Here is a 24,563-nt window from a genome sequence, read left to right as displayed (position 1 = left end):
CCCGTAAGATTGAACTGTCCTGAAATTCAATCACGAGGTGAGCAACATGAGCCTGAACAAGTATGTGCTGATGGCCGTATTGGCCCTGGGCAGTAGCGCGGCACTGGCCGAAGGCGGGGCGGAGCGTTCCAGGCAGTTCTGGGAAAACTTCCGCCTCAGCCAGGAGCAGATTCACGGCAAGAAGGACCAGGCCGTGGCGGAGTCCGAGCGTGAGAGCAAACAGAAGCAGGTCGCCAAAGAGTAGCTCCGTTCACCTTGGAAGCTCCCCAGCTCCTTTGGAAAGGTGAATCTTCGGCGCCCGTTACGGGCGCCTGTTTTATTTGCGCGCCACCAGTACGGCGCGGCGCGGCGCTGGCAGGCCTTCGATGGTGCGGCTGTGGTCGTCGGGGTCGAGGAAGTCGCTGAGCGACTGATAGCGCATCCACTCGGTGCTGCGTTGTTCTTCGATGCTGGTGGTGCTGACATCGACGCAGCGCACATCGCTGAAACCGGCGCGGCGCAACCAGCGCTCAAGGGCCGGCACCGACGGCAGGAACCAGACGTTGCGCATTTGCGCGTAGCGGTCTTCCGGCACCAGCACCTGGTTTTCGTCGCCTTCGATCACCAGGGTTTCCAGCACCAGTTCACCGCCCTTGACCAGGCAGTCCTTGAGCGCCAGCAGGTGCTCGATGGGCGAGCGGCGATGGTAGAACACGCCCATGGAGAACACCGTGTCGAAACCTTCGAGGTTGGCCGGCAGGTCCTCCAGGGCGAAGGGCAGGTGCCAGGCCGGCAGCTGCGGCAGGTAGCGCTGCACCGCCTGGAACTGGCAGAAGAACAGCCAGTTGGGGTCGACGCCGATGACGCTGTCGGCTCCGGCGCCGAGCATGCGCCACTGGTAGTAACCATTACCGCAACCGACATCCAGCACCCGCTTGCCCTTGAGGTCCAGGTGCGGGGCGACGCGCGACCACTTCCAGTCCGAGCGCCATTCGGTGTCGACGTGCACGCCGAACAGGTCGAACGGCCCCTTGCGCCACGGCGACAGGCCCATCAGCGCCTGCTGCATGCGCGCGCGGGTGTCGTCGTCGCAGTCGCAATCGAGGTTGAGGCCGTTTTGCAGATCGATGCGCGTGGGTTCCAGCACTGGCAAGGCATCCAGCGCCGCTTGCCAGCGTTCCAGGTCGCCATGACCTTTTTCCATCTTGGCGTCGAGTTGCGCTTGCAGGCCTTGCGCCCATTGCGCCAGGGGGGTGCCCGCCAAGCGGCGGACCAGGGGGGACAGATCAATCATGGCAGGGCAATCAACGAGGCAAAGTTAAGGCATTGGAACCAGGGCACAACCTTGGAGAAACCAGCCGCCAGCAGGCGCTGGCGGTGTTCTTCGAGGCTGTCGGGCTTCATCACGTTCTCGATGGCGCTGCGCTTCTGGGCAATTTCCAGTTCGCTGTAGCCATTGGCGCGCTTGAAGGCCACGTGCAGGTCAGTGAGCAGCGCGTGTTCATCAGCGTCTTCGAAGCGCAGCTTCTCCGAAAGGATCAGCGCACCGCCCGGCAGCAGCGCCTGGCGAATACGTGTGAGCAGCTCCAGGCGTTGTTCGGGGGCAATGAACTGCAGGGTGAAGTTCATCGCCACCACCGAGGCCGGCTGGAACTCGAGGGCAAGGATGTCGCCTTCGATCACCTCGACCGGCAACAGCTCCTGGAACATCGAGTCCTGGGCATTGAGGTACTGCCGGCAGCGCTCGACCATGGCCGCCGAATTGTCGATGGCAATCACCCGGCAACCATCGCTGCGCACATGCCGGCGCAGCGCCTGGGTCACCGCGCCGAGCGAGCTGCCCAGGTCATACAGGGCGGTGTTGGGCTGGGCAAACTGGGCGGCGAGCACGCCGAGGTTCTCGACAATGGTCGGGTAACCGGGCACCGAACGCTTGATCATGTCCGGGAACACCCGCACCACGTCTTCGTTGAAGGCGAAGTCGGGCACCTGGCCAAGGGGCTGGGCGAAAAGGCGGTCGGGTTCTTTGCTCACGGGGGCAATCCAGGCGTTGGGCGGTAAAAGGCCGGCATTTTAGCCAAACTGGCGCCAGGATGCATGGCCCGCTGACCAGCGCGGCCTACTTGACCGTGATTGCGCAGTCGAAGGTCTGCACCGGGCGCACTTCCGGGGCCCAGGGTTGCTGGTAGACCAACAGCAGATGGCCTTCACCGGCGGCCTGGGCCTGGAAACGCCACACCGATTGCCCGGCGCTACCGACGATGCCGGCATCTTCCGGGTGGCTGTAGACCTCGGGGCCGAGGCTACGCAGGATGCCTGCGGCCGGGTTCTGCACCAGCCAGCGATAGCCGGTGCTGGGGTTGCTCGGTAGGGTCAGGGTGAGGTTCTGGCCGTTTTGCAGTTGCAGCGGGCAGTCGGCCTGGTTGTCCAGTTCGACGTTGTGCACAGGTTTTTGTGCGCAGGCAGCTAGCAGGGCAAGGCCCAGGGGAACGAGCAGGCGGGCGGCAGTCATGATGGCTCCGGATAGGCGACGATAGCGCAGCATAACCGAAGATGATCGCGGGGCAAGGGCCTGCATCGTCTGTGGGAGCGGGCTTGACCCGCGATGAGGCCGGTACAGCCAGCACTCCAGGTGAAGCCTGAATTGCGCCCGCTGCGCGCCCGATCGCGGGGCAAGCCCGCTCCCACATCTATGGTCCGGGGTTAGAACAGCACCTTCGCCACATCACTGAAGCGCTTGGCAAAGTGCACGCTCAAACCCTCCTTGAGGTAATCCGGCAATTCTTCGAAATCACCGCGGTTGGCTTCCGGCAGGATCAGCTCGAAAATTTTCTGCCGCCGCGCCGCAATCACCTTCTCGCGCACCCCGCCAATCGGCAGGACCTTGCCGGTCAGGGTCAGCTCGCCGGTCATGGCCACGCCTTTCTTCGGCGCCTGGTCGCGCGCCAGCGACAGCAGCGCACTGGCCATGGTCACCCCGGCGCTGGGGCCGTCCTTGGGCGTGGCGCCTTCGGGTACGTGCAGATGAATGAAGGCCTCGTTGAAGAAGCTCGGATCACCGCCATATTGCTTGAGGTTGGCGCTGACGTAGCTGTAGGCAATTTCAGCGGACTCTTTCATCACCTCACCCAACTGGCCGGTGAGCTTGAAACCACGATTGAGGGTGTGGATGCGCGTCGCCTCGATCGGCAGGGTGGCGCCGCCCATGCTGGTCCAGGCAAGGCCGGTGATCACGCCTTTGCCGGTCAGCACCTGTTCGCTGCGAAACACCGGCATGCCCAGTGACGTTTCGAGGTCCTTGGGGCCGATCTTGATCTTTTTCTCGGGATCTTCGAGCAGTTGCACCACGGCCTTGCGCACCAGCTTGCCCAGCTGTTTTTCAAGCTGGCGTACCCCGGCTTCGCGGGCATAACCCTCGATCACCGTGCGCAAGGCGCTGTCGCTGATGCTCAGGCTGGTCTTGGCCACCCCGGCCTTTTGCAACTGCTTGGGCCACAGGTGGCGCTTGGCGATGGCCAGTTTTTCTTCAGTGATATAGCCGGACAGGCGGATCACTTCCATGCGGTCGAGCAACGGCCCGGGGATCGAGTCGAGGGTGTTGGCGGTGCACACGAACAGCACCTTGGACAGGTCCAGGCGCAGGTCCAGGTAATGGTCGAGGAAGTCGACGTTCTGCTCCGGGTCGAGGGTTTCCAGCAGCGCCGAGGCCGGGTCGCCCTGGTAGCTCTGGCCCATCTTGTCGATCTCGTCGAGCATGATCACCGGGTTCATCACCTCGACGTCTTTCAGCGCCTGCACCAGTTTGCCCGGCTGGGCGCCGATGTAGGTGCGGCGATGGCCCTTGATCTCGGCCTCGTCGCGCATACCGCCGACGCTGAAACGGTAGAACGGTCGGCCCAGGGATTCGGCAATCGACTTGCCGATGCTGGTCTTGCCAACCCCCGGCGGGCCTACCAACAGCACGATGGAGCCGCTGATCTCGCCTTTGTAGGCACCCACGGCGAGGAACTCGAGGATGCGTTCCTTGATGTCATCGAGGCCGGCGTGATGCTGGTCGAGCACCTTGCGCGCGTGCTTGAGGTCGAGCTTGTCCTTGCCGTAGACACCCCAGGGCAGGGCGGTGGCCCAGTCCAGGTAGTTGCGGGTGACGGCGTACTCGGGCGAGCCGGTCTCGAGGATCGACAGCTTGCCCAGCTCTTCGTCGATGCGCTTTTGTGCGGCTGCGGGCAGGGTCTTGCCTTGCAGGCGCTGCTCGAATTGTTCGAGGTCGGCACTGCGGTCGTCTTTGGTCAGGCCCAGCTCCTGCTGAATGACCTTGAGCTGCTCCTTGAGGAAAAACTCGCGCTGGTGCTCGCCGATCTGCCGGTTGACCTCGGCGGAGATCTCGTTCTGCAGGTGCGCGACTTCGACCTCTTTACGCAGCATCGGCAGGACTTTTTCCATGCGCTTGAGCATCGGTACGCAGTCGAGCACTTCCTGCAGCTGATTGCCGGTGGCCGAGGTCAGCGCCGCGGCAAAGTCGGTCAGCGGCGACGGATCGTTGGGACTGAAGCGGTTGAGGTAGTTCTTCAGCTCTTCGCTGTACAGCGGGTTGAGCGGCAGCAGCTCCTTGATCGCGTTGATCAGGGCCATGCCGTAGGCCTTGACCTCGTCGGTCGGCTCACTGGGTTGATGCGGGTACTCGACCTCGACCAGGTAAGGCGGGCGATGGTGCTTGAGCCAGGTACGGATGCGCACCCGGGTCAGGCCCTGGGCGACGAACTGCAACTTGCCGTTCTCGCGGCTGGCGTGGTGAACCTTGACCAGGGTGCCGTACAGCGGCAGGGCCGAGGTGTCGAAATGACGGTGGTCTTCCGGCGGCGTGTCCATGAAGAACAGGGCCAGGGAGTGGTGCGGGGTCTTGGCGACCAGGTCCAGGGTTTCGGCCCAGGGTTCTTCGTTGACGATCACCGGCAATACTTGCGCGGGGAAGAACGGGCGGTTGTGGATCGGGATGATATAGACCTTGTCCGGCAGCTGTTGGCCCGGCAAAGCAAGGTTATGGCCGCTGTTTTCGGCGGCTTCGAGATGCTCGACTTCGGCGTTTTCCTCGGGACGTTCCGGTAGATCCTGCTGATCGCTCATGGCGCACCTGCTCAATGACTATGGTGCTTAGATGGGGCGGGTGGGGCAAAGATTCAAGCTTCAAGCTACAAGCCGCAAATGAGGAGAGCGGTACTTGCAGCTTGAAGCTTGCAGCTTGCAGCTAAGGCCTACTCAGCCAGTTTGTAAGCGATTACGTAATCGCCCATCTTGGTACCCAGCGAGCCGTGACCACCGGCGGTCACCAGCACGTACTGCTTGCCGTCCTTACCGGTGTAGGTCATCGGCGTGGCCTGGCCACCGGCCGGCAGGCGCGATTTCCACAGCTCCTTGCCGGTGTTGCTGTCATAGGCACGCAGGTACTGGTCCAGGGTGCCGCTGAGGAAGCCCAGGCCGCCGGCGGTGACGATCGAGCCGCCCATGCTTGGCACGCCAATCGGCAGGCCGATCGGGATCGGCGAGCTGTCGCGGCTGGTGCCGTTCTTATGCTTCCACACCACCTGGTTGGTGGTCAGGTCGATACCGGCCACGTAACCCCAGGCTGGCGCCTGGCACGGTACGCCCAGTGGCGACATGAACGGGTGCATGATCACCGCATAGGGTGCGCCGGTGTTCGGCTGCACACCGCTGGTTTCGCTCTCGCGCTTGCTGCCGGCGGCGACTTCGGCGCGCGGCACCATTTTCGAAACGAAGGCCATGTAGTTGGGGCTGGTGAACAGCAACTGGCGGACCGGGTCGACCGAGACGCTGCCCCAGTTGAACACGCCGACGTTACCCGGGTAGACCAGGCTGCCCTGCACCGACGGTGGGGTGTACTGGCCTTCGTAACGCAGTTCGCGGAACTGGATGCGGCAAAGCATCTGGTCGAACGGGCTGGCGCCCCACATGGCCTGTTCGGTCAGGTCCGGGCCGAGCAGGTTGAGGTCCGAACGGGCCTGGGTCGGCGCGGTATGATCGCCTTCGACCGCACCTTGCGGTACCGGGATTTCGCGGATCGGCACGATCGGCGTACCGTCGCGACGGTCGAGCACGTACAGGCTGCCTTGCTTGGTCGGGGCGATCAGCGCAGGTTTGACGCCGTCTGCGGTCTTCAGGTCGAGCAGGGTTGGCTGGCTGCCGACGTCCATGTCCCACAGGTCGTGGTGGGTGAACTGGTAGTTCCAGCGGACTTTGCCGTTGGCAAGGTCCAGCGCAACGATACCGGCGCTGTACTTCTCGGCGCCCGGGGTGCGATCAGCGCCCCACTGGTCGGGGGTCTGGTTGCCCAGCGGGAGGAAGACCATGCCCAGTTTCTCGTCGACACTGGCCAGCGACCACATGTTCGCCGAGTTGCGGCTGTAGGTCTTGCCCGGCGCCAATGGTGCGGTGTCGTCCGGGTTGTTGCTGTCCCAGTTCCATACCAGGCGGCCATCGTGCACGTCGTAGGCGCGGATCACCCCGGACGGCTCGTTGGTCGACTCGTTGTCGGTGACATGGCCGCCGATGATCACCAGTTCGCGGGTGATCGCCGCAGGCGAGGTGGAGTAGTAACCGCCGGCGGTGAACGGGCCGATGCCGGTGGTCAGGTCGATCACGCCCTGGTTGCCGAAACCTTCACAGACCTTGCCGGTGTCGGCGTTGAGGGCGATCAGACGGGCGTCGGCAGTCGGCAGGTAGAGGCGACGCGGGCAGGCGACGGCAACGGCCTGGCCGGCATCGCTGATTTTCGGCGCCGGGCTGCCGTCAACGTTGACGTAGTTGTTTTCGTCGTAATACGACACACCACGGCAGGTCATGTGGGCGAAGCCCTTGAAGCCCACCGGGCTCTTGATCTGCGGGTCGAAACGCCAGATTTCGGCACCGGTGTCCGGGTCCAGGGCCAGCACCTTGCTGTGGGCGGTGCAGGCGTACAGCTTGCCGTTGACCTTCAGCGGGGTGTTCTGGTTGGTCAGCTCGACCGGGTCGTTGTCGGTCGGCAGGTCGCCAGTGCGGATGCGCCAGGCTTCCTGCAGCTTGTGCACGTTCTGCGGGGTGATCTGGCGCAGCGGCGAGTAGCGGTCGCCGAATTCGGTACGGCCGTAGGCCTGCCACTCGCCATCCGGCATCTGTGGCGCAGTGCTGCTCATCTCGGCGCTTTCACGGCCCAGCTCGCCCTTGATTTCACCCGGGTGGGTGAACTGGCTGGCCACTGCAGTAGCGCCCGACAGCACTACGGCCAGGCTCAGCAGGCCGCTGTTGACCTTGGACGGGTTGCCCAGCAGCGGGCGGCGTGCCCACGGCAGCAGCAACACCACACCCAGGGCGAACCACAGGGCCAGGCGCGGCACCAGCTGCCACCAGTCCAGGCCGACTTCCCACAAGGCCCACAGCGTGCTACCGAGCAGCACCAGGCCATACAGGCCCAGGGCGTTGCGGCGCAGGGCCAGCAAGAGGATGCCGGACAGGGCAAAGCCGATGCCGGCGATCAGGTAATACAGCGAACCGCCCAGCTGGCTCAGTTTGATACCGCCAGCCAGCAGGGCCAGGCCCATCAGCAACAACAGCACACCGATCAGTCGCGGCAGCCAGCGGGTTCTACTCAAGGCACCATCAGTGCTCATCGTGTGTTCTCCGTTAGGTGAAAAGGGTGGTTAGAAACTGCTCTGGATCTTGATCCCGCCGATCAGCGCGTCATCGACCTGGCTCACGCCACCGGGGTGGCGGATGTATTGCAGGTTCGGGCGCACGGTCAGCCAGTCGGCCAGGTGGATGCCGTAGTACAGCTCGGCGCTGTATTCGGTGTCCTGGATCGGACGGAACAGGGAGTCGTTGAAGTCGCTGACGTCGCGGGCCTGGTTGATGGCCTGGGCGTTCTTGCGGTAGGCAGGGTTGACGTGCACGCGTGCCAGGGCGAAACCGATGTCGTCCTTGGCGCGGGCATCGAAGGGCCCCTTGTACACCACACCTGCCTGAACATAGTTGTCGATGGCATTGGTCTTCTTGTCGTGCAGCGTGGCGTTGGCGAATACGCTCAAACCACGCGAATGGTCAGATGCCAGCGACGTCACCTGTTGCTGGGCACCGAGCCAGAAGCCGTGCTTGCTCGAACTGCTGCGGTAAGCCTGGCCGCTCAGTGCTGCCGGTTGATCGTTGCTGTCCTTGTAGACATCGCTTGCCTTGGCATTACTGTAGTAGTAACCGGCGCGATATTCCCCTTTCAGGCCATTGACCGCCGGGCTCCACACCAGTTCGACCGGAATCACCGCGCCCTGGGTGCCGCTGCCGCTGAGCTTGAAGCCGTTGCCGCGATCAAGGTTGGAAGGGTTCTGTTCGTAGGCGCCGATCTGCGCGTACAGCTCGGGAGTCAGGTTGTACTTGACCCGCAGGGCCCACTGGCTGACCGGCCAGTTGTACCAGATGTCACCGACCCAGTTGCCCACCTGCGAGCCGCAGAACGCCAGGTTCTGGAAGTCGCACGGGAAGCTGTTGAAGTCCTCGCCCTGGCCGAAGCGGCCGAATTTCACATCCAGCGCGCCGTCGAAGTATTTTTGCTTGATCCACATCTGCGTCAGCCGCCAGGTCTGCCCACGTCCCCAGACTTCCTGGGCCGAGGTAAAGCCGCCAACGCGCGGGTCGTTGATGCGGTCATTACTGATGTTGTTGCCGTGACGCTCGGTGACCGTCAGCTGGAACTCGGCATCATGCCAGCCAAGGATCTTCTGCAGGTCCAGGTGGGTGCCGAGGGCGAACTGGTCGCTGTAGCGCGCGGTCTTGTCGTTGTCATGGCCGCCGTGCAGGTTGGCGCCCATCTCGCCGGTATAACCAAGGGTGAAGTCGTAGCCGCGTTCAGCCAGCTCCGTGCGGGTGCCGCCCCAATCGCCAAGCATCCATGGCGAGTCGCTGGCGAACATCGCCGCGGCCTGGGCGCAAGGCGCGAGGCTGGCGATGGCCAGACCCGAAAGCAGTGTCCGGGTGGCGGGGGAAAAGCGGAAACGATCGTTCTGAGGCATGAGATAGCGCTATCTTTTGATTATTGAAAAAACGGCAAGGCCACCGAGTTCCGAGGATCATCGGCGATAAAGCTGCAGGGAAATAGACTGAAGCGGTTCAGCTTGCGGCGGGGAGGATATAGCTGAACTTGTAAGAAAAAAAGTCAATTCAGCAAGAGGCACCGTTGCCGGATTGGTAACAGTGCGGTTGAGGCAGGCGACTCTGATCCGCTGTGGGAGCCAGCAAGGCCGGCGCCCACAGGGAGCTATTGCTTTAGAAGGTGGTACGCAAGCCGACTTCGACACTGCGCCCTGGTGCCGGGGCGATGTCACGCAGGATCGAACTTGAGTAGCGCACGGTCTGGTCGGTCAGGTTCTCGCCCCGGACGAAGGCCAGCCACTGGCTCTGGCCGATATCGAAGCGGTAGCCGACGCTGGCGCCGAGGGTGGTGTAGCCGTCGGTGCTGGTCTCGTTGGCCGGTTTCTTGTGCTGAGCGCTGGCGTGCTGCACGTCCACCCGCGCCTGCCAACGGTCCAGTTCCCACAACAGGCCGCTGTTCAGGCGCAGCGGGGCGATGCGCGGCAGGTCCTCGCCGGTGTCGAGGTTCTTGGCCCGGGTATAGTCGCCGGACAGCTCCAGGGCAAAGCTGCCATAACGGTTCTGCGCCAGTTGCCAGCGGTCCTGGGCCTCGATGCCGTAGAAGCGCGCGCGAACCCCGTGGTAGAGGTATTCGGGTACATCGCCGCCGTGGTCATGATCATGGTCGTGATCGTGGTCTTCATCGCCGTGATCATGGTCGTGGTCGTGGTCGTGGCCTTCGCGCAGGTTGCCGCTGGCCAGCAGGCCGATGTAATTGCGAAAGTGGCTGTAGAACACACCGACGCTGCCCTTGTGCGTGCCGTTGTCGAAGCGCAGGGCCAGGTCGCTGGAGATGGCTTTTTCCTTGCTCAGGTTCGGGTCACCGACCTCGTAGGTGCCGGTGGCGACGTGGGCGCCGTTGGCGTACAGCTCGTAGAAGGTCGGAGCACGCTCGGTGTAGCCCAGGGTCGCGGCCAGGGACCACACCGGGGTCAGCTCGTAGACCGCGCCGGAGGACAGGCTGGCGGCGGTGAAACTGCTTGAACGCTCAGCCTCGGCAAAACGTTCGCTGCCCTTGCTGTCGGGTTCGACCCGGGTGTGCTCCAGGCGCCCGCCGAGGCTCAGGTTCAGGCGTTCGGTGGCTTGCCACTGCTCGAGCATGAACAGCGCCAGGCTGTTGGTGTCGGTGTGCGGCACGAAAGCTTCTTCGCCGAGGGCGGAGAACTCGTTGCGGCTGACCTGGGCGCCAATCACCCCTTCGACTGGCCCCAGTGGCTGATGCCGCGCCTCGACCCGCGCCTCGTAGCCTTTGTTCTTGAAGGTGGTGTGCACCTCGCCGCTTTCCAGCTCGCGGTGCTGGTAGTCGGTATAGCCAAGATCGACCTTCACCGAACTGAACGGGCCGTCGAGGTCGCGCAACTCCGAAGCGAAGCCGTAATGATCCTGCTGCATGTCCAGGCGCACGCCCGGTTCGGCCACCGAGCCGTAGTTGGAGTCATAGCGGCTGTAGGAAAGGCCGGCATAGCCGTGATCCCAATGGTAGGAACCGCCAACGGCACCGCCGTCCTGGCGACCGTCGCTGTTTTCCAGGCGGTGCTTGCTGCCCGGTTCGTCGGCGTCGCGCACTTTCGAGCTGCGGGCGTAGCCTGGGATGCGCAGGTCATTGAACTGGCGGCTGTTGGCGTCCAGGTGCAGGGCGAAGCGGCCATCACCAGCCTCCAGTTTGCCGGCGCTGCTGCGGGTGGTGTTGGCGCCGCCATAGCGCAACTCGCCAGCGCCGTGAATGCCGTCGATGGGCGAAGTCGGAATGCGGTTGTCGAAGCTGTTGACCACCCCGCCGATGGCGTTGCCGCCGTAGAGCAGGGCAGCCGGGCCGCGGACGATTTCGATACGCTCGACGGTGGCCGGGTCCAGCGGCACGGCGTGGTCATAGGACAGCGACGAGGCATCCAGGGCGCCAACGCCGTTGCGCAGGATGCGGATCCGGTCGCCGTCCAGGCCGCGGATCACCGGGCGGCTGGCACCGGGGCCGAACCAGGTCGAGGCGACGCCGGGCTGGTTGTTGAGGGTCTGGCCGAGGCTGCCTTTTTGTTGCAGGGCCAGGTCGTCGCCATCGAGCACAGTGGTGGGCGCAGCCAGCTCGCTGTTGCCCAGCGGGTTGGCGGTGATCACCTGGGGTTGCAGTTCGACAGCCTGGCTCACGGGGGACGCGAGCCAGAGCGCAGCGGCAAGGGGAGAGAGGCGCAGGGGTAAGTGACGCATGGAGGGAAGGGGTCCTTGGCAGTGTTATAGTGTTGATACAATATAACATTACCATTAAAGATAAAACGCTCAAGCGCTGGCTAGAGCCTTTGCCCACACTAGAATGTCTGTTAGCAGCACCTGGGATGCGAAAAGTCTGAAGACTTGCAGCCGTGCCTCGGCTAAGGTGCGCACCTTTCGTTGGCTGGAGCACAGGCATGACCGCCGCTAATCAAAACCCGCTGCATGGCGTGACCCTGGAGCAGATCCTTACCGCGCTGGTCGCGAAGTACCAATGGGACGGCCTGGCTGAGCGCATTGATATCCGCTGCTTCAAGAGCGACCCGAGCATCAAGTCGAGCCTGACCTTCTTGCGCAAGACCCCCTGGGCCCGCGAGAAAGTCGAGCGCCTGTACCTGAAAATGCAGCGCGGCCGCTGAGCCGGTGAGCCGGCGCAGGCTGTTGATTGCCCTGACTGCGTGCCTGGGCTGGAGCGCGCTGGCGATCCAGATGTACCTGCTGTTGCTGGCGCGCTGGCAGGAGCAGGCGAGCCTGCTGGGCGGCCTGGTGACCTTGTTCAGTTTTTTCACCGTACTCAGCAACACCCTGGTCGCGGTGGTGCTGAGCCACGCGGCATTCGGCCGCGAGTCGGCGCTGCGACGGTTCTTCCTCGCGCCCTGGGTCAGTTCCGGGATTGCCGCGAGCATTATCCTCGTGGGCCTGGCCTACAGCCTGTTGCTGCGGCACCTGTGGCACCCGCAAGGTTGGCAATGGCTGGCGGACGAGCTGCTGCACGATGTCATGCCGCTGCTGTTCGTGGTCTATTGGTGGTGCTGTGTGGAGAAGGGCAGCCTGCGATTCAGGCATCTGCTGGCCTGGCTGCTGTATCCGCTGGGGTATTTTGCCTACGCACTGCTGCGCGGGCATGTGATAGGTGTCTATCCCTATCCGTTCATCGATGTGGCCGAACTGGGCTATGGCCAGGTGCTTCTTAATGCGCTGGCGATTCTCGCCGGGTTTGTCGCCATCAGTCTGCTGTTGCTCGGCCTCGATCATTGGCAGGGCGGGCGCCTGGCCAAGGCCAGGACGCAACCCTGAGGCAGCCGTTCATTCGTCGTGCGGGTCGAGCTGCCAGTACGAGGCGGCTTTGATCAGGTCTTCCTTGACGCCCTTGTCATCGATCAGCAGGCGCTTGGCCTTACGCATCAGCGATTTTTCCAAGGCTACCCAGGTATACAACTGACCGCTTGGCAAGGACAGATCCTTCACTACTTCAAGCAGATCCTGCTGCTGGCGCAGAACCCAGATCACTTCGACCTGCGCGGCGCTGGCCAGTGCTTGTTGCTCCTGGGCATTCTCGATCTCGATCACTGCCAGCACCTTGCGGCCGGCCGGCAGTTCTTCCAGGCGCCGGGCGATGGCCGGGATCGCGGTTTCGTCACCGACCAGCAGGTAGCTGTCGAAGATATCCGGGACCACCAGCGAGGCCCGTGGCCCGGCCATGTTGAGCACTTGGCCGACTTGCGCCTGGGCCGCCCAGGTCGAAGCAGGGCCGTCGCCGTGCAGGACAAAGTCGATGTCCATCTCGCCGCCGGCCAGGTCGATGCGCCGCGGCGTGTACTCGCGCATGGTCGGGCGCAGGCCGTCGCGGCTGAAGTCGAGGTTGTCGAGCACGGCCTGTTCTTCTGCCGAGCAGGCGAACATCAGTTTGACGTGATCGTCGCTGCCAACGCTGGTAAAGCCCTGCAGTTCTGGCCCGCCGAGGGTGATGCGGCGCATGCGCGGGGTCAGCTCGGTGACCCGCAGCACGTTCAGGCGGCGGTGCTTGATCTCGTGGTTGACGCGGTGAATGGTGGCGTTTTCGCTAACAGTCATTCGGCTTGCTCCGTTGAGGTCGCAATGGGCCCTGCGACGATGGCTTTGGCGGTGTCGTTGAGCAGGGTGCGGACCCGCTCGATTTCTGCCGGGTTCCAGCGCCCGCTGTGCATCTGCAGGGCATGGCGCAGGTTGTGGACCGCTTCGTGGATCTCGGCCGGGCGGTCGTGGCCGCGCAGCGAACGCTTGCTGACTTCAATGCGCATGCGCACCCCGTCCAGGGCGATGGCCTGGTCGGCCAGGGACTTCTCCCCGGCTGCGGTAATGCCGTAGAGGCGCTTGCTGCCCTGGGTCTGGCCGCTGATCAGCTCGGCTTCTTCAAGAAAATTCAAGGTCGGGTAGATCACCCCGGGGCTGGGGCTGTAGCTGCCATCGAAGAGGCTTTCGATCTGGCGGATCAGGTCGTAGCCGTGGCAGGGCTGCTCGGCCAGCATCGACAACAACAGCAGTTTCAGGTCGCCTGGGGCAAACACGCGGGGGCCGCGATCGCCGCGTTCACGGCCGTGACGGCGTTCGAAGCCGTCATGCCGGTCGCCATGCTCGCGGTGGGGATGATGGTCACGCATGGGGGATCTCCGTTTGCGTTAGATGTATCTTCAGATATTACTCAAGATATATCTTAAAGCAAGCGCGAGAATAAGAATATTTCTCATGATCAGCGTAGGACGTGCTGAATTCGTGTAGGAATGCTTAAGGTTTTTCCTACAAGCGCCTCAGATTGGCTTGATCTACACCCACGGAAATCACCCCTAAGATTCGCCACGTTTTCTTCACCTGTGAGTATTTCACCGTGGCGCGTTCAATTTTTTTCATCAGCCTGCTCTGGGGGCTGTCGTTTTTTGCCCAGGCCAATTTCTCCGTTACCCAAATCGCTCGCGAGCACACGGTGCGGCACGAGCTGGAAGCCAACCTCGATCGTCTGGTCGAGCGTGCACACGAGTTGATCGGCGTGCCGTACCGCTGGGGCGGCATGTCGGTCAAGGGCGGGTTTGATTGCAGCGGCCTGCTGGTCTACCTGTTTCGCCACGAGGCCGATATCAGGATTCCGCGTACCACCGCGGCGATGCTCAAGTCCGGTGCCCGGACCATCAAGCAGAGCCAGCTAAAACGTGGCGACGCGGTGTTCTTCAACCGTAATGGCCAGGGCCGGATCGGCCACGTCGGCCTGTACATCGGCGAAGGGCGTTTCATCCACGCCCCACGGACCGGCAAGAACATTCGTATTGACTCGCTGAGCAACAGTTACTGGGCCAAAAGCTACACGACCGCCAAGCGCTTCCACTAACGCTGGACCATCCGTGGCGGCTTGCACAGGGTGTGGCTGCCTGGTTCCAGGTAGGGCATCAGGATTGGCGCCATGCCCTTGAGCACCTGCACCGGCAAGGCCGAGGTAAAGCGGAAGGATTCCGCCGCACGGCCAGGTACGAAGGCGGTGAGGGTGCCGAAGTGGTTTTCGCCGAGGTAGAACACGAAAGTCGCGGTGCGGTTCAGCGAGCGTGAGCCGATCAGCCGCCCGCCGGCACCGAAGCTTTCGATGCGATTGTCGCCGGTACCGGTCTTGCCGCCCATCACCAGCGGGGTGCCGTCGGCCAGTTTGAAGCTGCCCGACACCCGCCGCGCAGTACCGGCGTCGACCACTTGCGAGAGGGCGCCGCGCAGGGCCCGGGCAACTTCCACCGAGAGCACCCGCTGGCCGAGGTCGGGGTCGCTGGTCAGGCGGGTTTCATACGGGGTGTCGGCGGCGAAGTGCAGGGTGTCGATGCGCAGCACCGGCAGGCGTACGCCATCGTTCTGGATGATCCCGATCAGCTCGGCCAGGGCTGCCGGACGGTCGCCGGAGCTGCCGATGGCGGTGGCCAGCGACGGCACCAGGTGGTCGAACGGGTAGCCGACACGTTTCCAGCGCTGATGAATATCGAGGAAGGCTTCGATTTCCACCAGGGTGCGGATACGGCTGTCGCGTGCGCCCTTGTGCCGGCTCTTGAACAGCCAGCCATAGACTTCCTGACGCTCGAAGTGACCGGCCTCAGCCGCCTCCTGGAAGGTGGCGCTGGGGTGCTGGAGCAGGTAGCCAAGCAGCCACAGGTCCAGTGGATGGACCTTGGCGATAAAGCCCTGGTCGGGCAGGTCGTAGGCGCCCGGGCGGTAGGCTTCGTACAGCTCTTGCAGGCGTTTCTCGGTGACGGTGTTCTGCTTGGTCGCCGGGGTCTTGTTCTCGACCCGGTCCTTTTTCAGGTGCGCCTGGACGAACGCGTTGAAAGTCGCCTGGTCAGCCTCGGGAAACAGGTAGCGGTGCACTGCGGCCAGGCGGATCGGGGTGACCCGCAGGCTGTCGAGGAAGGTGTCCAGGCGCTGCTGCGACGTCTTGCGCTGGTACTTTTTCCAGAACCTGCGCATGTAATCGGTGCCTTCCTTGTCGGCAAAGCGTGCCAGGTACTCCTGGCGGCGCGGCTCGGCATCGTCCTTGAGCAGGCTGGCGCTGTTGCCCGGCTGCTGGTAGGTGCTGTAGCGCACCAGGTCGCGCATCAGGCGAATAAACGGCAGGTTGATCGACTCGCGCAAGGCGTCTTTGAGGGTAGGGATACGGCCGTTGTCTTCCTTGCGAAAGTTGTTGAACACATGCAGGCCGCCGCCAGTGAAGAAGGCTTCGCCGGGGCTGGCGGAGTACTTGCGCTCAAGGGCGGCGTTGAGCATGGCGCTGAGGTCGCGGTCCTTGTTCTGGATCAGGTAGTCGATGGCCCAGCGGGTAATGAAGTCCAGTTCCGCCACCGGGACTTTTTTCAGCTCCGCAGCCGGGGTGTTGGCGTACTTGTCGTGCAGTTCGCCGATGATTTCCAGGTAGCTGGTCAGCACCCGCAGCTTGGCGGTCGAGCCCAGCTCGAGCTTGCTGCCTTCGTTGATGTCGAACGGCTGGTCGGTGCTGTCGGTCTGCACCCGCACCCTTGAGCCGTCGGCGGTGCGTTCGAGCAGGGTGAAGCTATAGCGCACCTGGGTGGTACTGGTCGGGGTCAGCAGGCGTTCGCCGAACAGGCCCATTTTTTCCGCAAAGGCCGGGTCGGCGAGGTCCTTGAGGTACTGGCTGACCTGGCCCTGCAAATCCGACTGCAGGGTGCTGGTGGCCGACAGGTCGAGACGGTCGAGGTCGTACAGTGGCCGGCCGAGGGCCGAAGACAGCCGGCTGCGGGCAACGCTGATGCCTTTGTTGGTGACGATTGGCTGAATGGTCGGCTGGGCCACCCAGTCGCGGTAGATGGCCTTGCTGGCCAGGGCGGCGTCCGCCAGCGGCTTGTCGATGATGTTGCTGGCCGCGAGGATGCGGATGTGGCTGTCGGTCAGCAACGCCAGTTCCGCCCGGCCCTTGGACAAAAAGTGCGAGGGCCGGCGTTGAGCGATCATCAGCGACAGCACCTGGCGCAGGGCCAGGCCACGGGCGGCGAGGCTGGCCGGGTCGGTGTCGGTGGACGACAGGGCCTGGTTGACCTGGGCGAAGTCGGCGCCGTACCAGACCCGCAAGCCTTCGGCCATGCCATGTACTTCACCATGCCCGGGAACCGCCGACAGCGGCACGCTATTGAGGTAATCACGGACGATGCGCTGGCGGGCTTCCAGGGTCTGTGGGCCATCCTGATAAGCGCGCACGCTGGCGGAAATCATCTGGCGAATCTTCTCGCTGCCCGAGGCGGTCAGGCCGTCGGGCGAATGCCGGTATTTTTCCAGCTGGGTCGCCAGGGTACTGCCGCCTGCCGACTGGCCGGGCAGGGCCAGGTACTTGGCCACCTGGGTGTAGGCCGCTTTGGCGAAGCGCGGCCAGTCCACGGCGGGGTTGTTCAGTGGGTCGTCGGGGTCGAGCAGGTCGCGGTTCTCGATGAACAGCAGGCTGTGGACGATGACCGGCGGGATCGAGGCGAAGTCGGGGTACAGGTGCTGCGGGTAATGAAACTGGTACAGGGCGTCGCCCTTGCAGTCGGTAATCGACAGGCCTGCCTGAATCTTCTCGGCATAAGGCACGAAAAAGCCATGATCGACGTAGTCCATCAATGCGGGCGAAAAACGCGTCTGTTCATTGATGACGTAGTCCCGCTTGAGCAGGCGCGGCAGGAACTCCCCCAGCGAGCTGTAGCCCAGGCGCTTGTCGAACGGGCCGTCGCCAGGGTAGCGAATGGCATCGCTGGGGCCGGGTTGCATGGAATAACTGAGGGTCGCGGCGAACTGGCTGAATTCTCGCGCCTGCAGGCGCGAAGTGCGCATTTCTTCGGAGGCGGCATAGCCCAGGGCGATCAGGGCGAGCAGCAGCACCAGCCACAAAAGGCGCCACCAAAGACGGCGCTGGCGTGGGCTTTTCGGCAATGGCGAAGGTTCGAGGTGTTCAGAGGGAGCTTCCGTACTGTTCGGTTCCGATTGCCACAATGCGCCCATAGTCTTCAGCCCGGCTACGTATTTTCGTCTTGCTTGCCTGAAGCTTAGACGGTGGCCGGGTTTGGTGAAAAATTTGTAGTCAGTTGCCGGGCATTTCCTAAAAACGTGTCAGAAATGCGCCTTTGGTGGAGCTTGAATTGCCCCGTTTTGGTGCTATGTTAGCCGCCCTGTTTCCTGCAGAGGCTCTAGCACGGGGAATGCCCCTCCGTAGAAGCGGTTTTTGCCGAGAGTTCTCGCCAAATATCGCGCTTTATACAGTGAAATGCCCTGCAGGGGCCTTTCTATACTGCTCGCCCCTTTCGCTCTGCCGGTTTTGCACACCCGGCAGACGGGTCCGCTCACAAGGTGGTGCCCGGCGAGGCAGCGCATCCAGCCTATCGGCGGTGCCAGGCCTGCACGAATGGTCATATCCAATAACAAAATGAGGTTGTATTTCTATGCCAGTCGGCAACCACCCTTCTCATGGTGAGACCGCCCAGGGCGGCCCACTCAAGCGAGAACTCGGCGAACGCCACATTCGCCTGATGGCGCTGGGCGCCTGTATCGGTGTCGGCCTGTTCCTCGGTTCGGCCAAGGCCATCGAAATGGCCGGTCCGGCCATCATGCTGTCGTACATCATTGGCGGTCTGGCGATCCTGGTGATCATGCGCGCCCTTGGCGAGATGGCCGTGCACAACCCGGTAGCCGGCTCGTTCAGCCGCTACGCCCAAGACTACCTCGGCCCGCTGGCGGGTTTTCTTACCGGCTGGAACTACTGGTTCCTGTGGCTGGTGACCTGCGTGGCGGAAATCACCGCGGTGGCCATCTATATGGGCATCTGGTTCCCGGAAGTGCCGCGCTGGATCTGGGCCCTGGCGGCTCTGGGCAGCATGGGCGCGATCAACCTGATCGCGGTCAAGGCCTTCGGTGAGTTCGAGTTCTGGTTCGCCCTGATCAAGATCGTCACCATCATCGCCATGGTCCTGGGCGGCGTCGGCATCATCGCCTTCGGTTTCGGCAACGATGGCGTGGCCATGGGCATCTCCAACCTCTGGAGCAACGGCGGCTTCATGCCCAATGGCGTGACCGGCGTGCTGATGTCGCTGCAGATGGTGATGTTCGCCTACCTGGGCGTCGAGATGATCGGCCTGACCGCCGGTGAAGCGCGCAACCCGCAAAAGACCATTCCCCAGGCCATCGGCTCGGTGTTCTGGCGCATCCTGCTGTTCTACGTCGGCGCCCTGTTCGTGATCCTGTCGATCTACCCGTGGAACGAAATCGGCAGCCAGGGCAGCCCGTTCGTGATGACCTTCGAGCGGCTGGGCATCAAGACTGCTGCCGGTATCATCAACTTCGTGGTGATCACTGCCGCGCTGTCGTCGTGCAACGGCGGCATCTTCAGCACCGGGCGCATGCTCTACAGCCTGGCGCAGAACGGCCAGGCGCCGGCCACCTTTGCCCGCACCTCGAGCAACGGCGTACCGCGCAATGCCTTGCTGCTGTCGATCGCAGCCTTGCTGCTGGGCGTGCTGGCCAACTATCTGGTGCCGGAGAAAGTCTTCGTCTGGGTAACCGCCATTGCCACCTTCGGCGCGATCTGGACCTGGGTGATGATCCTCCTGGCCCAGCTGAAGTTCCGCGCCGGCCTGAGCAACGCCGAGCGCGCTGCCTTGAAGTACCGCATGTGGCTGTGGCCGCTGAGCTCCTACCTGGCGCTGGCGTTCCTGATCCTGGTGGTCGGCCTGATGGCCTACTTCGAGGAAACCCGCGTAGCCCTGTACATCGGCCCGGCGTTCCTGGTGATGCTGACCGTGCTGTACTACGTGTTCAAGCTGTCGCCAAACAGCGTGGAACAGCGCGCGGCAAGTTCGGCGTCCTGATCCTCGCGTAAGTAAAAAAGCCCGTATCCTTGGATACGGGCTTTTTTTGGGCTCACTGTCCCGGGTTGGGATGTTGAGGCTGCGAGTTTATCCATTCAGTGTGGGGCTGCTGCTGGCCCCTTCCGCCTTTACGGCGGCCTACTTTTCTCTTGGGAAAAGGTAGGCAAAACCGCTTGCTCCTGCATACGGCCCTACGCTGCGCTTCGGGTTCCCTCGCTACGGCACCTTCCGGGGCATCGCGGCCTACGACTTGCTACGCAAGTCTACATCTCGCGTCTTCGGCTGCCGCCGAAGGTGCTGCGCACCGCCCCTACAGGCACCTACGCTCGGCCTCCTGAAGTCGCTTTTCGCGGCGCCTGGAAGTACGTGCATGAACATCAAGATCAAGATCAAGACCAAACAAGTTGGTGCTCGTTTTATCAGCGGGCTTGTCCCGCTCCTGCGTCAGCATGGCTTCGCCAACATCTGCTTTCGCAGATACGTCAGTGCAGGCGCCGCCCGTAACTTCGCGACTTCAGTAGGCTGAGTGTAGGTGTCTGGAGGGGGCTGGTGCGTAGCACCCTTCGGCCTAAGCCGAAGTCGCGAGATGTAGACTTGCGTAGCAAGTCGTAGGCCGCGATGCCCCTGGAAGGCACCGTAGCGAAGGAACCCGGAGCGCAGCGTAGGGCCGTATGCTGGAGCGAGCGGTTTTGGTTCCTTTTGCCAAGAACAAAAGGGACCCGCCGTAAGGGCGGAAGGGGCCGACAGCGGCGCCACACCGAATGGATAAGCCCGCAACCCAACCCAAGAATCATAGCCCCCCGGGATTCCGTGAAGAACCTTTTTTTTACCTGCGCGAATCAGGTAGCAACCGCCCGCATCGGCTGGGTCAGGCGCTTGTTGAAGTCCAGCCAGGCGCCGAGCAGGGCCATGATCGCGACGCCCACCAGGGCGGTGAATACCTGCATGGCAAAGGCATCGCCGGCCATGGCATTGATCATGTCCGCCAGCGGCGCCAGCAGCACCCCCAGGCAGAATACTTCAAGCGAATAGCGGCCCATGCGCCCGGTTTGCTGCGCCAGCCAGTTCTGCGTCCAGCCGCTGCCGGGCAGCAGCTTGGCGGTGACGTAGGCCAGGGCCAGGAAGTGCAGCAAGCGCACCGGCGACAGGTCGGTCTTGCTGATCGGGTACAGCAGGTTGTTGAGGCTGGCCGGCATCCACGCATCGTGAATCTCTGGCCAGCGCCAGGACAGGGTAATGATGCCGGCTGTCAGTGAATAGGCGGCAGCTGCCAGGAACAGTGGCTGGCGGCGCAACGGTCGGGTTTGTGCTGGCCGCGCCTGCTGCCCGTACAACGCCGCGGCGCCGCCCAGCACGAACAGGAACTGCCAGGTGACCGGGTTGAAGTACCACACGCCATCGGAAAAATTCGCCAGGTTCCAGCCCATGCCGGGGGCCGCCAGGTACACCGCCATCGATACACCGACCACCGCCAGGGTGTTGCGCATCAGCAGCGGCAGCCCCAGCGCCAGGCCGGCCAGTAGCACGATGTACAGCGGCAGCGGGTCCATCAGGTTGGGTTTGAAGCGCAACAGCAGCTCGTCGGTCAGGGCTTGCTGAGGGTTGGTGACGAAGTGGGTAAGACCCATTTCCTGGACCAGGTCGCGAGTTTCTACATGGCTGTTGGCAAAGAACACGATGCCCATCAGCATCGCCAGCAGGAAGATATGCACCACATACAGCACCCAGGTGCGGCGCAGGATTTTCACGCAGGCGATCAGATAACCGTCGCGCTGCAGCACCTTGCCGTAGGCCAGCACTGCAGCGTAGCCGGCAAGGAAGACGAAAACCTCGGCGGCATCGCTGAAGCCGATGTTACGCAGGGTGATCTGGCCTAAAGGGTTGTGGGGGACGTGATCCCAGAAAATGAAGATCAACGCCAGGCCTCGAAAGAAATCGATGCGCGGGTCGCGTCCGTTAAGCATGGCAGCGGGCTCTTGAACAGTGGGTTTAATAGTGACAGGCAGACGCCGGCAAACACATGCGCCGCACGTCGGGCGGGGGGCAGGGTGGCGGTATTGGCGGGTAATTGCAAAAGTTGCGTATTACCGGATGTCTCGATTGGCGCCTGAACAACGGACCGTTGGTCGTAAAACTCGTGTTGCTGATGTTGCTATCAGTGGACGAATCGCTGACGGCATGGCCTGCTGAGCCCAGGCGCAACGTTCAGCGAGGCGTGACAGGCAATGGCCAACATATGGAAAGGATTTTCCACCTACAGCGTAATTGGCATCGCCAATACCCTGGTTCATTGGCAGCTGTTTTTCGTCCTGCGGGTCGAGTTCGACCTGAGCCAGGCCCTGAGCAACCTGCTGGCGTTTTGTGTTGCCGCGAGCCTTTCCTACTACGTCAATGCGCTCTACACCTTCGCCGTGCCGCCCTCGATCGGCCGCTACCTGCTGTTCATGTTGTGTCTGGGCACGGTCAGCCTGGCGGTGGGTTGGCTGGGCGACCACTGGCGGCTGCACGGGATGATCACGGTAGTGAGTTTTTCCCTGATCAGCCTGACCTGCGGCTTCCTGCTGGCCAAATGGCTGGTGTTTCGCGGGGCCGAGTCATGAACGTCTCGCTGATCGTGCCGGTGTTCAACGAAGAACAGGCGCTCAGACTGTTTTACCAGGCTGTGCGTCAAGAACCCTCATTGCAGGCACACTGCATTGAAATCGTCTTCATCAACGACGGCAGCAGCGACCGCACTGCCGAGGTCGCCCGTTCGCTCGCGCTGGCGGACAGGGACGTGGTGCTGATCAACTTCTCGCGCAACTTCGGTAAGGAACCGGCACTGTTCGCCGGCCTGGAGTACGCCAGCGGTGACGCCGTGGTGCCCATGGATGTTGACCTGCAAGACCCGGTAGCGGTGGTTGCGCAGTTGATCGACGCGTGGCGCGACGGTGCCGACGTGGTCCTGGCCAAGCGTCGGGATCGCTCCAACGATGGTTACCTGAAGCGTCGCAGCGCCTCGCTGTTCTATCGTCTGCTTAACCGTATTGCCTACACCCATATTGAAGAAAACGTCGGCGATTTCCGCCTGATGGACCGCAAGGTGGTGGACGTGATCAAGACCTTGCCCGAGCAGCAGTTGTTCATGAAGGGGGTGCTGTCGTGGGCGGGGTTCAACGTCGCCATCGTTGAATACGACCGCGCGCCGAGGGCGGTGGGGCGCAGCAAGTTCAACGCCTGGCGGCTGTGGAACCTGGCGCTGGACGGCATAACTTCGTTCAGCACCTGGCCTTTGCGCTTGTGGAGCTACGTCGGCGCATGCATCTCGTTGTTGGCGTTGCTGTACGCCGGTTACCTGGTAGTGGACAAGCTACTGTTCGGCAATGAGGTGCCCGGATATCCGTCATTGATGACAGCGATACTGTTTCTGGGCGGGGTGCAACTGATCGGTATCGGCATATTGGGGGAGTACATCGGCCGTATCTACATGGAGGCCAAGCATCGACCCCGGTATGTGGTCAAAGAGATCGTCAGGGCCAATGGCACGAGCTATCGAAAGGGGGCCAAGCGTGTTGGCGAGTGAACGGGTGTTAAGCCCCCAACAGGTGCTGTTGTTTTTTATTGTTCTGTCCCTGGCTTACGTGTTTCCCATTGTTCATGCCGACTACGCCTATGTGGATGACAACTGGCGGGCGTTGCTGCAGGCCCAGGACGCCTGGCGCAATCAAGGCAGAATTCTGCTCGAGTGGCTGTACAAGGTACTGACCTTCAGCCAGGCAACGATCAATATCTTCCCGATGCCCTTGCTGATCAGCATTGTTGCCCTGGCCATGGCCATGGCGCGCCTGACGTTGTGGCTGTTTCCTCGCCCCGGGATTACCAGCTGCCTGGTGATCCTGCCAGTGCTATGCAATCCGTTTTTCCTCGGCAATCTGACCTATCAATACGACGGTCCGGGGATGGTGCTGGCGCTGGTCGCGGTGATCTATGCAATAACCTGCCGGCTTGAACATCGCACTATTCGCACGCTGCTGGCGGCCCTGTTGATTGCCGTAACGCTGAGCCTATATCAACTGAGCATCAGCCTGTTTATTGGCTTGTGCATTGTCGAGTTCATCCGCGGGGTAAGAGACAAGGTTGCGCTCCAGGCAGTGCTGGTGATGCTTGTGGAGCGGCTTGTGCAACTGGTAGTCGGTGGCCTGATGTATTTTCTTACCGCCTACCCACTGGCTGTCGATACCCGCGGCAGCCACCTGCCCGTTGATCAGCAGTGGCTCGGTGTGGTGTGGCAGAAGTTGTGCGTTTCAATGCAGATGCTGGGCTTGCTGATGGCCTCTGCGGGCAATGTGCTGACGCTTGCCCTGCTATTGGGGGCAGGTGCCGGTTTTGTATTGCTCATGGGAAACATTCGCCAGATGCACGGGCGGCCGTCCGCCAGGTTTGGCGTTGCGCTGCTGTACCTGCTCAGCCCGGTGGCCCTGGTCTGGAGTGTGCCGGGCATGATGCTGTTTCTTGTCGAGCCCAACCTTGAGGCTCGAAACTTCATCGGCTTTTCGCCAGTGCTGGTTTTACTGTTGTTGTTCAGTCACGAGTTGCTGGGGCGGGTCTGGCCGGGATTGCGCTGGCTGTTGATCTTGCCAACGCTGTTCATGTTTGCCTTCAGCTATGCCTATGGCCAGGTGATCATCGCCAAGAAAGAACTTGAATCAGCCATGGCGCACTACATTGCCAATGACCTGGTATCACGCAGTGAGCTGCGCGACGTAAACAGGTACAACTACCTGAGGGCACCCGGTGACGGTAACTGGTTGCCCAGAGGACATGGCGCCATCACCCACATGCCGCTACTGAGATACATCCTCAGCGGCTCCAATTCGGTGTTGCATGCGCAGTTTTTTCCCCGGCTGGGGATCAATAATGTCATTGGCGGTGAACGCTCGGACTTTGAGCGGTTGGTGGCGGCAGGGGGCGTGGGCGCGCCGCTGGTGGACAACCGGTTCTATTCGATCTACGTCACCGGTGAGCAGGGCTTCATTGTCATGAAGCCCATCCTGGAAGATGAAAACTACAATCACAACTGGCCCCGCGTCCCCTAGCGTTACCGAT

20 protein-coding genes are annotated in these 24,563 nt (G+C 62.5%); 9 read left to right on the top strand and 11 right to left on the bottom strand.

Going from position 1 to position 24,563, the window contains the following annotated elements:
• Positions 1-46: 46 nt before the first annotated feature.
• On the top strand, positions 47-244 hold the full coding sequence (locus ACZ9A3_RS18015; protein ID WP_045197655.1) for a hypothetical protein: 198 nt from the start codon (positions 47-49) through the stop codon (positions 242-244).
• Between the two features lie 72 nt (positions 245-316).
• On the opposite strand, the gene cmoB is transcribed toward ACZ9A3_RS18015, so the two are convergent.
• The 7 genes from cmoB to ACZ9A3_RS17980 all read right to left on the bottom strand — a co-directional run bounded on the left by cmoB (position 317) and on the right by ACZ9A3_RS17980 (position 11,349).
• Positions 317-1,273: a tRNA 5-methoxyuridine(34)/uridine 5-oxyacetic acid(34) synthase CmoB gene (cmoB, locus tag ACZ9A3_RS18010; protein ID WP_258715667.1), complete on the bottom strand. Its 957-nt coding sequence runs from the start codon at positions 1,271-1,273 to the stop codon at positions 317-319.
• Positions 1,270-2,013: a carboxy-S-adenosyl-L-methionine synthase CmoA gene (gene cmoA, locus ACZ9A3_RS18005; RefSeq protein ID WP_093380069.1), complete on the bottom strand. Its 744-nt coding sequence runs from the start codon at positions 2,011-2,013 to the stop codon at positions 1,270-1,272. The genes cmoB and cmoA overlap by 4 nt, the downstream gene beginning before the upstream one ends.
• A gap of 85 nt (positions 2,014-2,098) precedes the next feature.
• Positions 2,099-2,491 (bottom strand): protease inhibitor I42 family protein, encoded by a 393-nt coding sequence (locus ACZ9A3_RS18000; protein WP_123564641.1) that lies wholly within the window; start codon positions 2,489-2,491, stop codon positions 2,099-2,101.
• Positions 2,492-2,682: 191 nt separating this feature from the next.
• Positions 2,683-5,103, bottom strand: a complete 2,421-nt coding sequence (lon, locus tag ACZ9A3_RS17995) for an endopeptidase La (RefSeq protein WP_045197662.1) — start codon at positions 5,101-5,103, stop codon at positions 2,683-2,685.
• Positions 5,104-5,231: 128 nt separating this feature from the next.
• Entirely contained in the window at positions 5,232-7,640 is a 2,409-nt protein-coding gene (locus ACZ9A3_RS17990; protein WP_045197663.1) for a glucose/quinate/shikimate family membrane-bound PQQ-dependent dehydrogenase, read from the bottom strand.
• A 30-nt stretch (positions 7,641-7,670) separates the two neighbouring features.
• Positions 7,671-9,029, bottom strand: coding sequence for a carbohydrate porin (locus ACZ9A3_RS17985; RefSeq protein ID WP_045197666.1), 1,359 nt, complete (start codon positions 9,027-9,029; stop codon positions 7,671-7,673).
• A gap of 253 nt (positions 9,030-9,282) precedes the next feature.
• Complete coding sequence (locus ACZ9A3_RS17980; protein WP_476252968.1) at positions 9,283-11,349, bottom strand: TonB-dependent receptor; 2,067 nt, start codon at positions 11,347-11,349, stop codon at positions 9,283-9,285.
• Between the two features lie 197 nt (positions 11,350-11,546).
• Between ACZ9A3_RS17980 and ACZ9A3_RS17975 the strand changes: the two genes are divergently transcribed.
• Both ACZ9A3_RS17975 and ACZ9A3_RS17970 read left to right on the top strand, forming a co-directional pair.
• Positions 11,547-11,768, top strand: coding sequence for a VF530 family protein (locus ACZ9A3_RS17975; protein ID WP_045197670.1), 222 nt, complete (start codon positions 11,547-11,549; stop codon positions 11,766-11,768).
• 70 nt (positions 11,769-11,838) lie between these two features.
• A complete protein-coding gene (locus tag ACZ9A3_RS17970; RefSeq protein ID WP_249744434.1) occupies positions 11,839-12,426 on the top strand; it encodes a Pr6Pr family membrane protein in 588 nt (195 codons plus the stop codon).
• 9 nt (positions 12,427-12,435) lie between these two features.
• Here the strand turns inward: ACZ9A3_RS17970 and ACZ9A3_RS17965 are convergent, their stop codons facing one another.
• Together ACZ9A3_RS17965 and ACZ9A3_RS17960 are read right to left on the bottom strand one after the other, a co-directional pair.
• Entirely contained in the window at positions 12,436-13,203 is a 768-nt protein-coding gene (locus ACZ9A3_RS17965; RefSeq protein WP_213603415.1) for a siderophore-interacting protein, read from the bottom strand.
• The gene (locus ACZ9A3_RS17960) at positions 13,200-13,769 is read right to left on the bottom strand and encodes a PadR family transcriptional regulator (RefSeq protein ID WP_045197676.1); all 570 of its coding nucleotides are present in this window, start codon (positions 13,767-13,769) and stop codon (positions 13,200-13,202) included. Before ACZ9A3_RS17960 ends, ACZ9A3_RS17965 begins: the two co-directional genes overlap by 4 nt.
• 224 nt (positions 13,770-13,993) lie before the next feature.
• On the opposite strand from ACZ9A3_RS17960, the gene ACZ9A3_RS17955 reads away from it, so the two are divergent.
• Positions 13,994-14,488, top strand: coding sequence for a C40 family peptidase (locus ACZ9A3_RS17955; protein WP_045197678.1), 495 nt, complete (start codon positions 13,994-13,996; stop codon positions 14,486-14,488).
• Here the strand turns inward: ACZ9A3_RS17955 and ACZ9A3_RS17950 are convergent.
• Positions 14,485-17,619, bottom strand: coding sequence for a transglycosylase domain-containing protein (locus tag ACZ9A3_RS17950; RefSeq protein ID WP_213603419.1), 3,135 nt, complete (start codon positions 17,617-17,619; stop codon positions 14,485-14,487). The two genes, ACZ9A3_RS17955 and ACZ9A3_RS17950, sit on opposite strands and share 4 nt — an antisense overlap.
• Positions 17,620-18,056: 437 nt before the next feature.
• On the opposite strand from ACZ9A3_RS17950, the gene ACZ9A3_RS17945 reads away from it, so the two are divergent.
• A complete protein-coding gene (locus tag ACZ9A3_RS17945) occupies positions 18,057-19,478 on the top strand; it encodes an amino acid permease (RefSeq protein ID WP_045197680.1) in 1,422 nt (473 codons plus the stop codon).
• A gap of 370 nt (positions 19,479-19,848) precedes the next feature.
• Entirely contained in the window at positions 19,849-20,004 is a 156-nt protein-coding gene (locus ACZ9A3_RS17940) for a hypothetical protein (RefSeq protein ID WP_195884883.1), read from the top strand.
• A 313-nt stretch (positions 20,005-20,317) separates the two neighbouring features.
• Here ACZ9A3_RS17940 and ACZ9A3_RS17935 read toward each other — a convergent pair whose 3' ends face one another.
• Positions 20,318-21,442 carry an OpgC family protein gene (locus tag ACZ9A3_RS17935; RefSeq protein ID WP_476252967.1) on the bottom strand — a complete coding sequence of 375 codons (1,125 nt, stop codon included), beginning with the start codon at positions 21,440-21,442 and terminating at the stop codon, positions 20,318-20,320.
• 261 nt (positions 21,443-21,703) lie between these two features.
• Here ACZ9A3_RS17935 and ACZ9A3_RS17930 point away from each other — a divergent pair, with 261 nt between their 5' ends.
• The 3 genes from ACZ9A3_RS17930 to ACZ9A3_RS17920 are packed head-to-tail and all read left to right on the top strand — an operon-like array spanning position 21,704 to position 24,553.
• Positions 21,704-22,078 carry a GtrA family protein gene (locus ACZ9A3_RS17930; protein WP_038999075.1) on the top strand — a complete coding sequence of 125 codons (375 nt, stop codon included), beginning with the start codon at positions 21,704-21,706 and terminating at the stop codon, positions 22,076-22,078.
• Positions 22,075-23,040 (top strand): glycosyltransferase family 2 protein, encoded by a 966-nt coding sequence (locus ACZ9A3_RS17925; RefSeq protein WP_476252966.1) that lies wholly within the window; start codon positions 22,075-22,077, stop codon positions 23,038-23,040. Before ACZ9A3_RS17930 ends, ACZ9A3_RS17925 begins: the two co-directional genes overlap by 4 nt.
• On the top strand, positions 23,027-24,553 hold the full coding sequence (locus tag ACZ9A3_RS17920) for a glucosyltransferase domain-containing protein (protein ID WP_476252965.1): 1,527 nt from the start codon (positions 23,027-23,029) through the stop codon (positions 24,551-24,553). Before ACZ9A3_RS17925 ends, ACZ9A3_RS17920 begins: the two co-directional genes overlap by 14 nt.
• Positions 24,554-24,563 lie beyond the last annotated feature (10 nt).

The sequence above is a fragment of the Pseudomonas sp. TE4620 genome (assembly GCF_056279045.1).
Note: the sequence above shows the minus strand (reverse complement) of the source record. Positions and strands in the feature narration are given on the sequence as shown.

Coding starts and splice junctions, on each gene's coding strand:
- ACZ9A3_RS18015 (WP_045197655.1), top strand. CDS start 47: ATGAGCCTGAACAAGTATGTGCTGATGGCCGTATTGGCCCTGGGCAGT.
- cmoB (WP_258715667.1), bottom strand. CDS start 1,273: ATGATTGATCTGTCCCCCCTGGTCCGCCGCTTGGCGGGCACCCCCCTG.
- ACZ9A3_RS18000 (WP_123564641.1), bottom strand. CDS start 2,491: ATGACTGCCGCCCGCCTGCTCGTTCCCCTGGGCCTTGCCCTGCTAGCT.
- lon (WP_045197662.1), bottom strand. CDS start 5,103: ATGAGCGATCAGCAGGATCTACCGGAACGTCCCGAGGAAAACGCCGAA.
- ACZ9A3_RS17990 (WP_045197663.1), bottom strand. CDS start 7,640: ATGAGCACTGATGGTGCCTTGAGTAGAACCCGCTGGCTGCCGCGACTG.
- ACZ9A3_RS17985 (WP_045197666.1), bottom strand. CDS start 9,029: ATGCCTCAGAACGATCGTTTCCGCTTTTCCCCCGCCACCCGGACACTG.
- ACZ9A3_RS17980 (WP_476252968.1), bottom strand. CDS start 11,349: ATGCGTCACTTACCCCTGCGCCTCTCTCCCCTTGCCGCTGCGCTCTGG.
- ACZ9A3_RS17975 (WP_045197670.1), top strand. CDS start 11,547: ATGACCGCCGCTAATCAAAACCCGCTGCATGGCGTGACCCTGGAGCAG.
- ACZ9A3_RS17970 (WP_249744434.1), top strand. CDS start 11,839: ATGTACCTGCTGTTGCTGGCGCGCTGGCAGGAGCAGGCGAGCCTGCTG.
- ACZ9A3_RS17965 (WP_213603415.1), bottom strand. CDS start 13,203: ATGACTGTTAGCGAAAACGCCACCATTCACCGCGTCAACCACGAGATC.
- ACZ9A3_RS17960 (WP_045197676.1), bottom strand. CDS start 13,769: ATGCGTGACCATCATCCCCACCGCGAGCATGGCGACCGGCATGACGGC.
- ACZ9A3_RS17950 (WP_213603419.1), bottom strand. CDS start 17,619: ATGGGCGCATTGTGGCAATCGGAACCGAACAGTACGGAAGCTCCCTCT.
- ACZ9A3_RS17945 (WP_045197680.1), top strand. CDS start 18,057: ATGCCAGTCGGCAACCACCCTTCTCATGGTGAGACCGCCCAGGGCGGC.
- ACZ9A3_RS17940 (WP_195884883.1), top strand. CDS start 19,849: ATGAACATCAAGATCAAGATCAAGACCAAACAAGTTGGTGCTCGTTTT.
- ACZ9A3_RS17935 (WP_476252967.1), bottom strand. CDS start 21,442: ATGCTTAACGGACGCGACCCGCGCATCGATTTCTTTCGAGGCCTGGCG.
- ACZ9A3_RS17930 (WP_038999075.1), top strand. CDS start 21,704: ATGGCCAACATATGGAAAGGATTTTCCACCTACAGCGTAATTGGCATC.
- ACZ9A3_RS17925 (WP_476252966.1), top strand. CDS start 22,075: ATGAACGTCTCGCTGATCGTGCCGGTGTTCAACGAAGAACAGGCGCTC.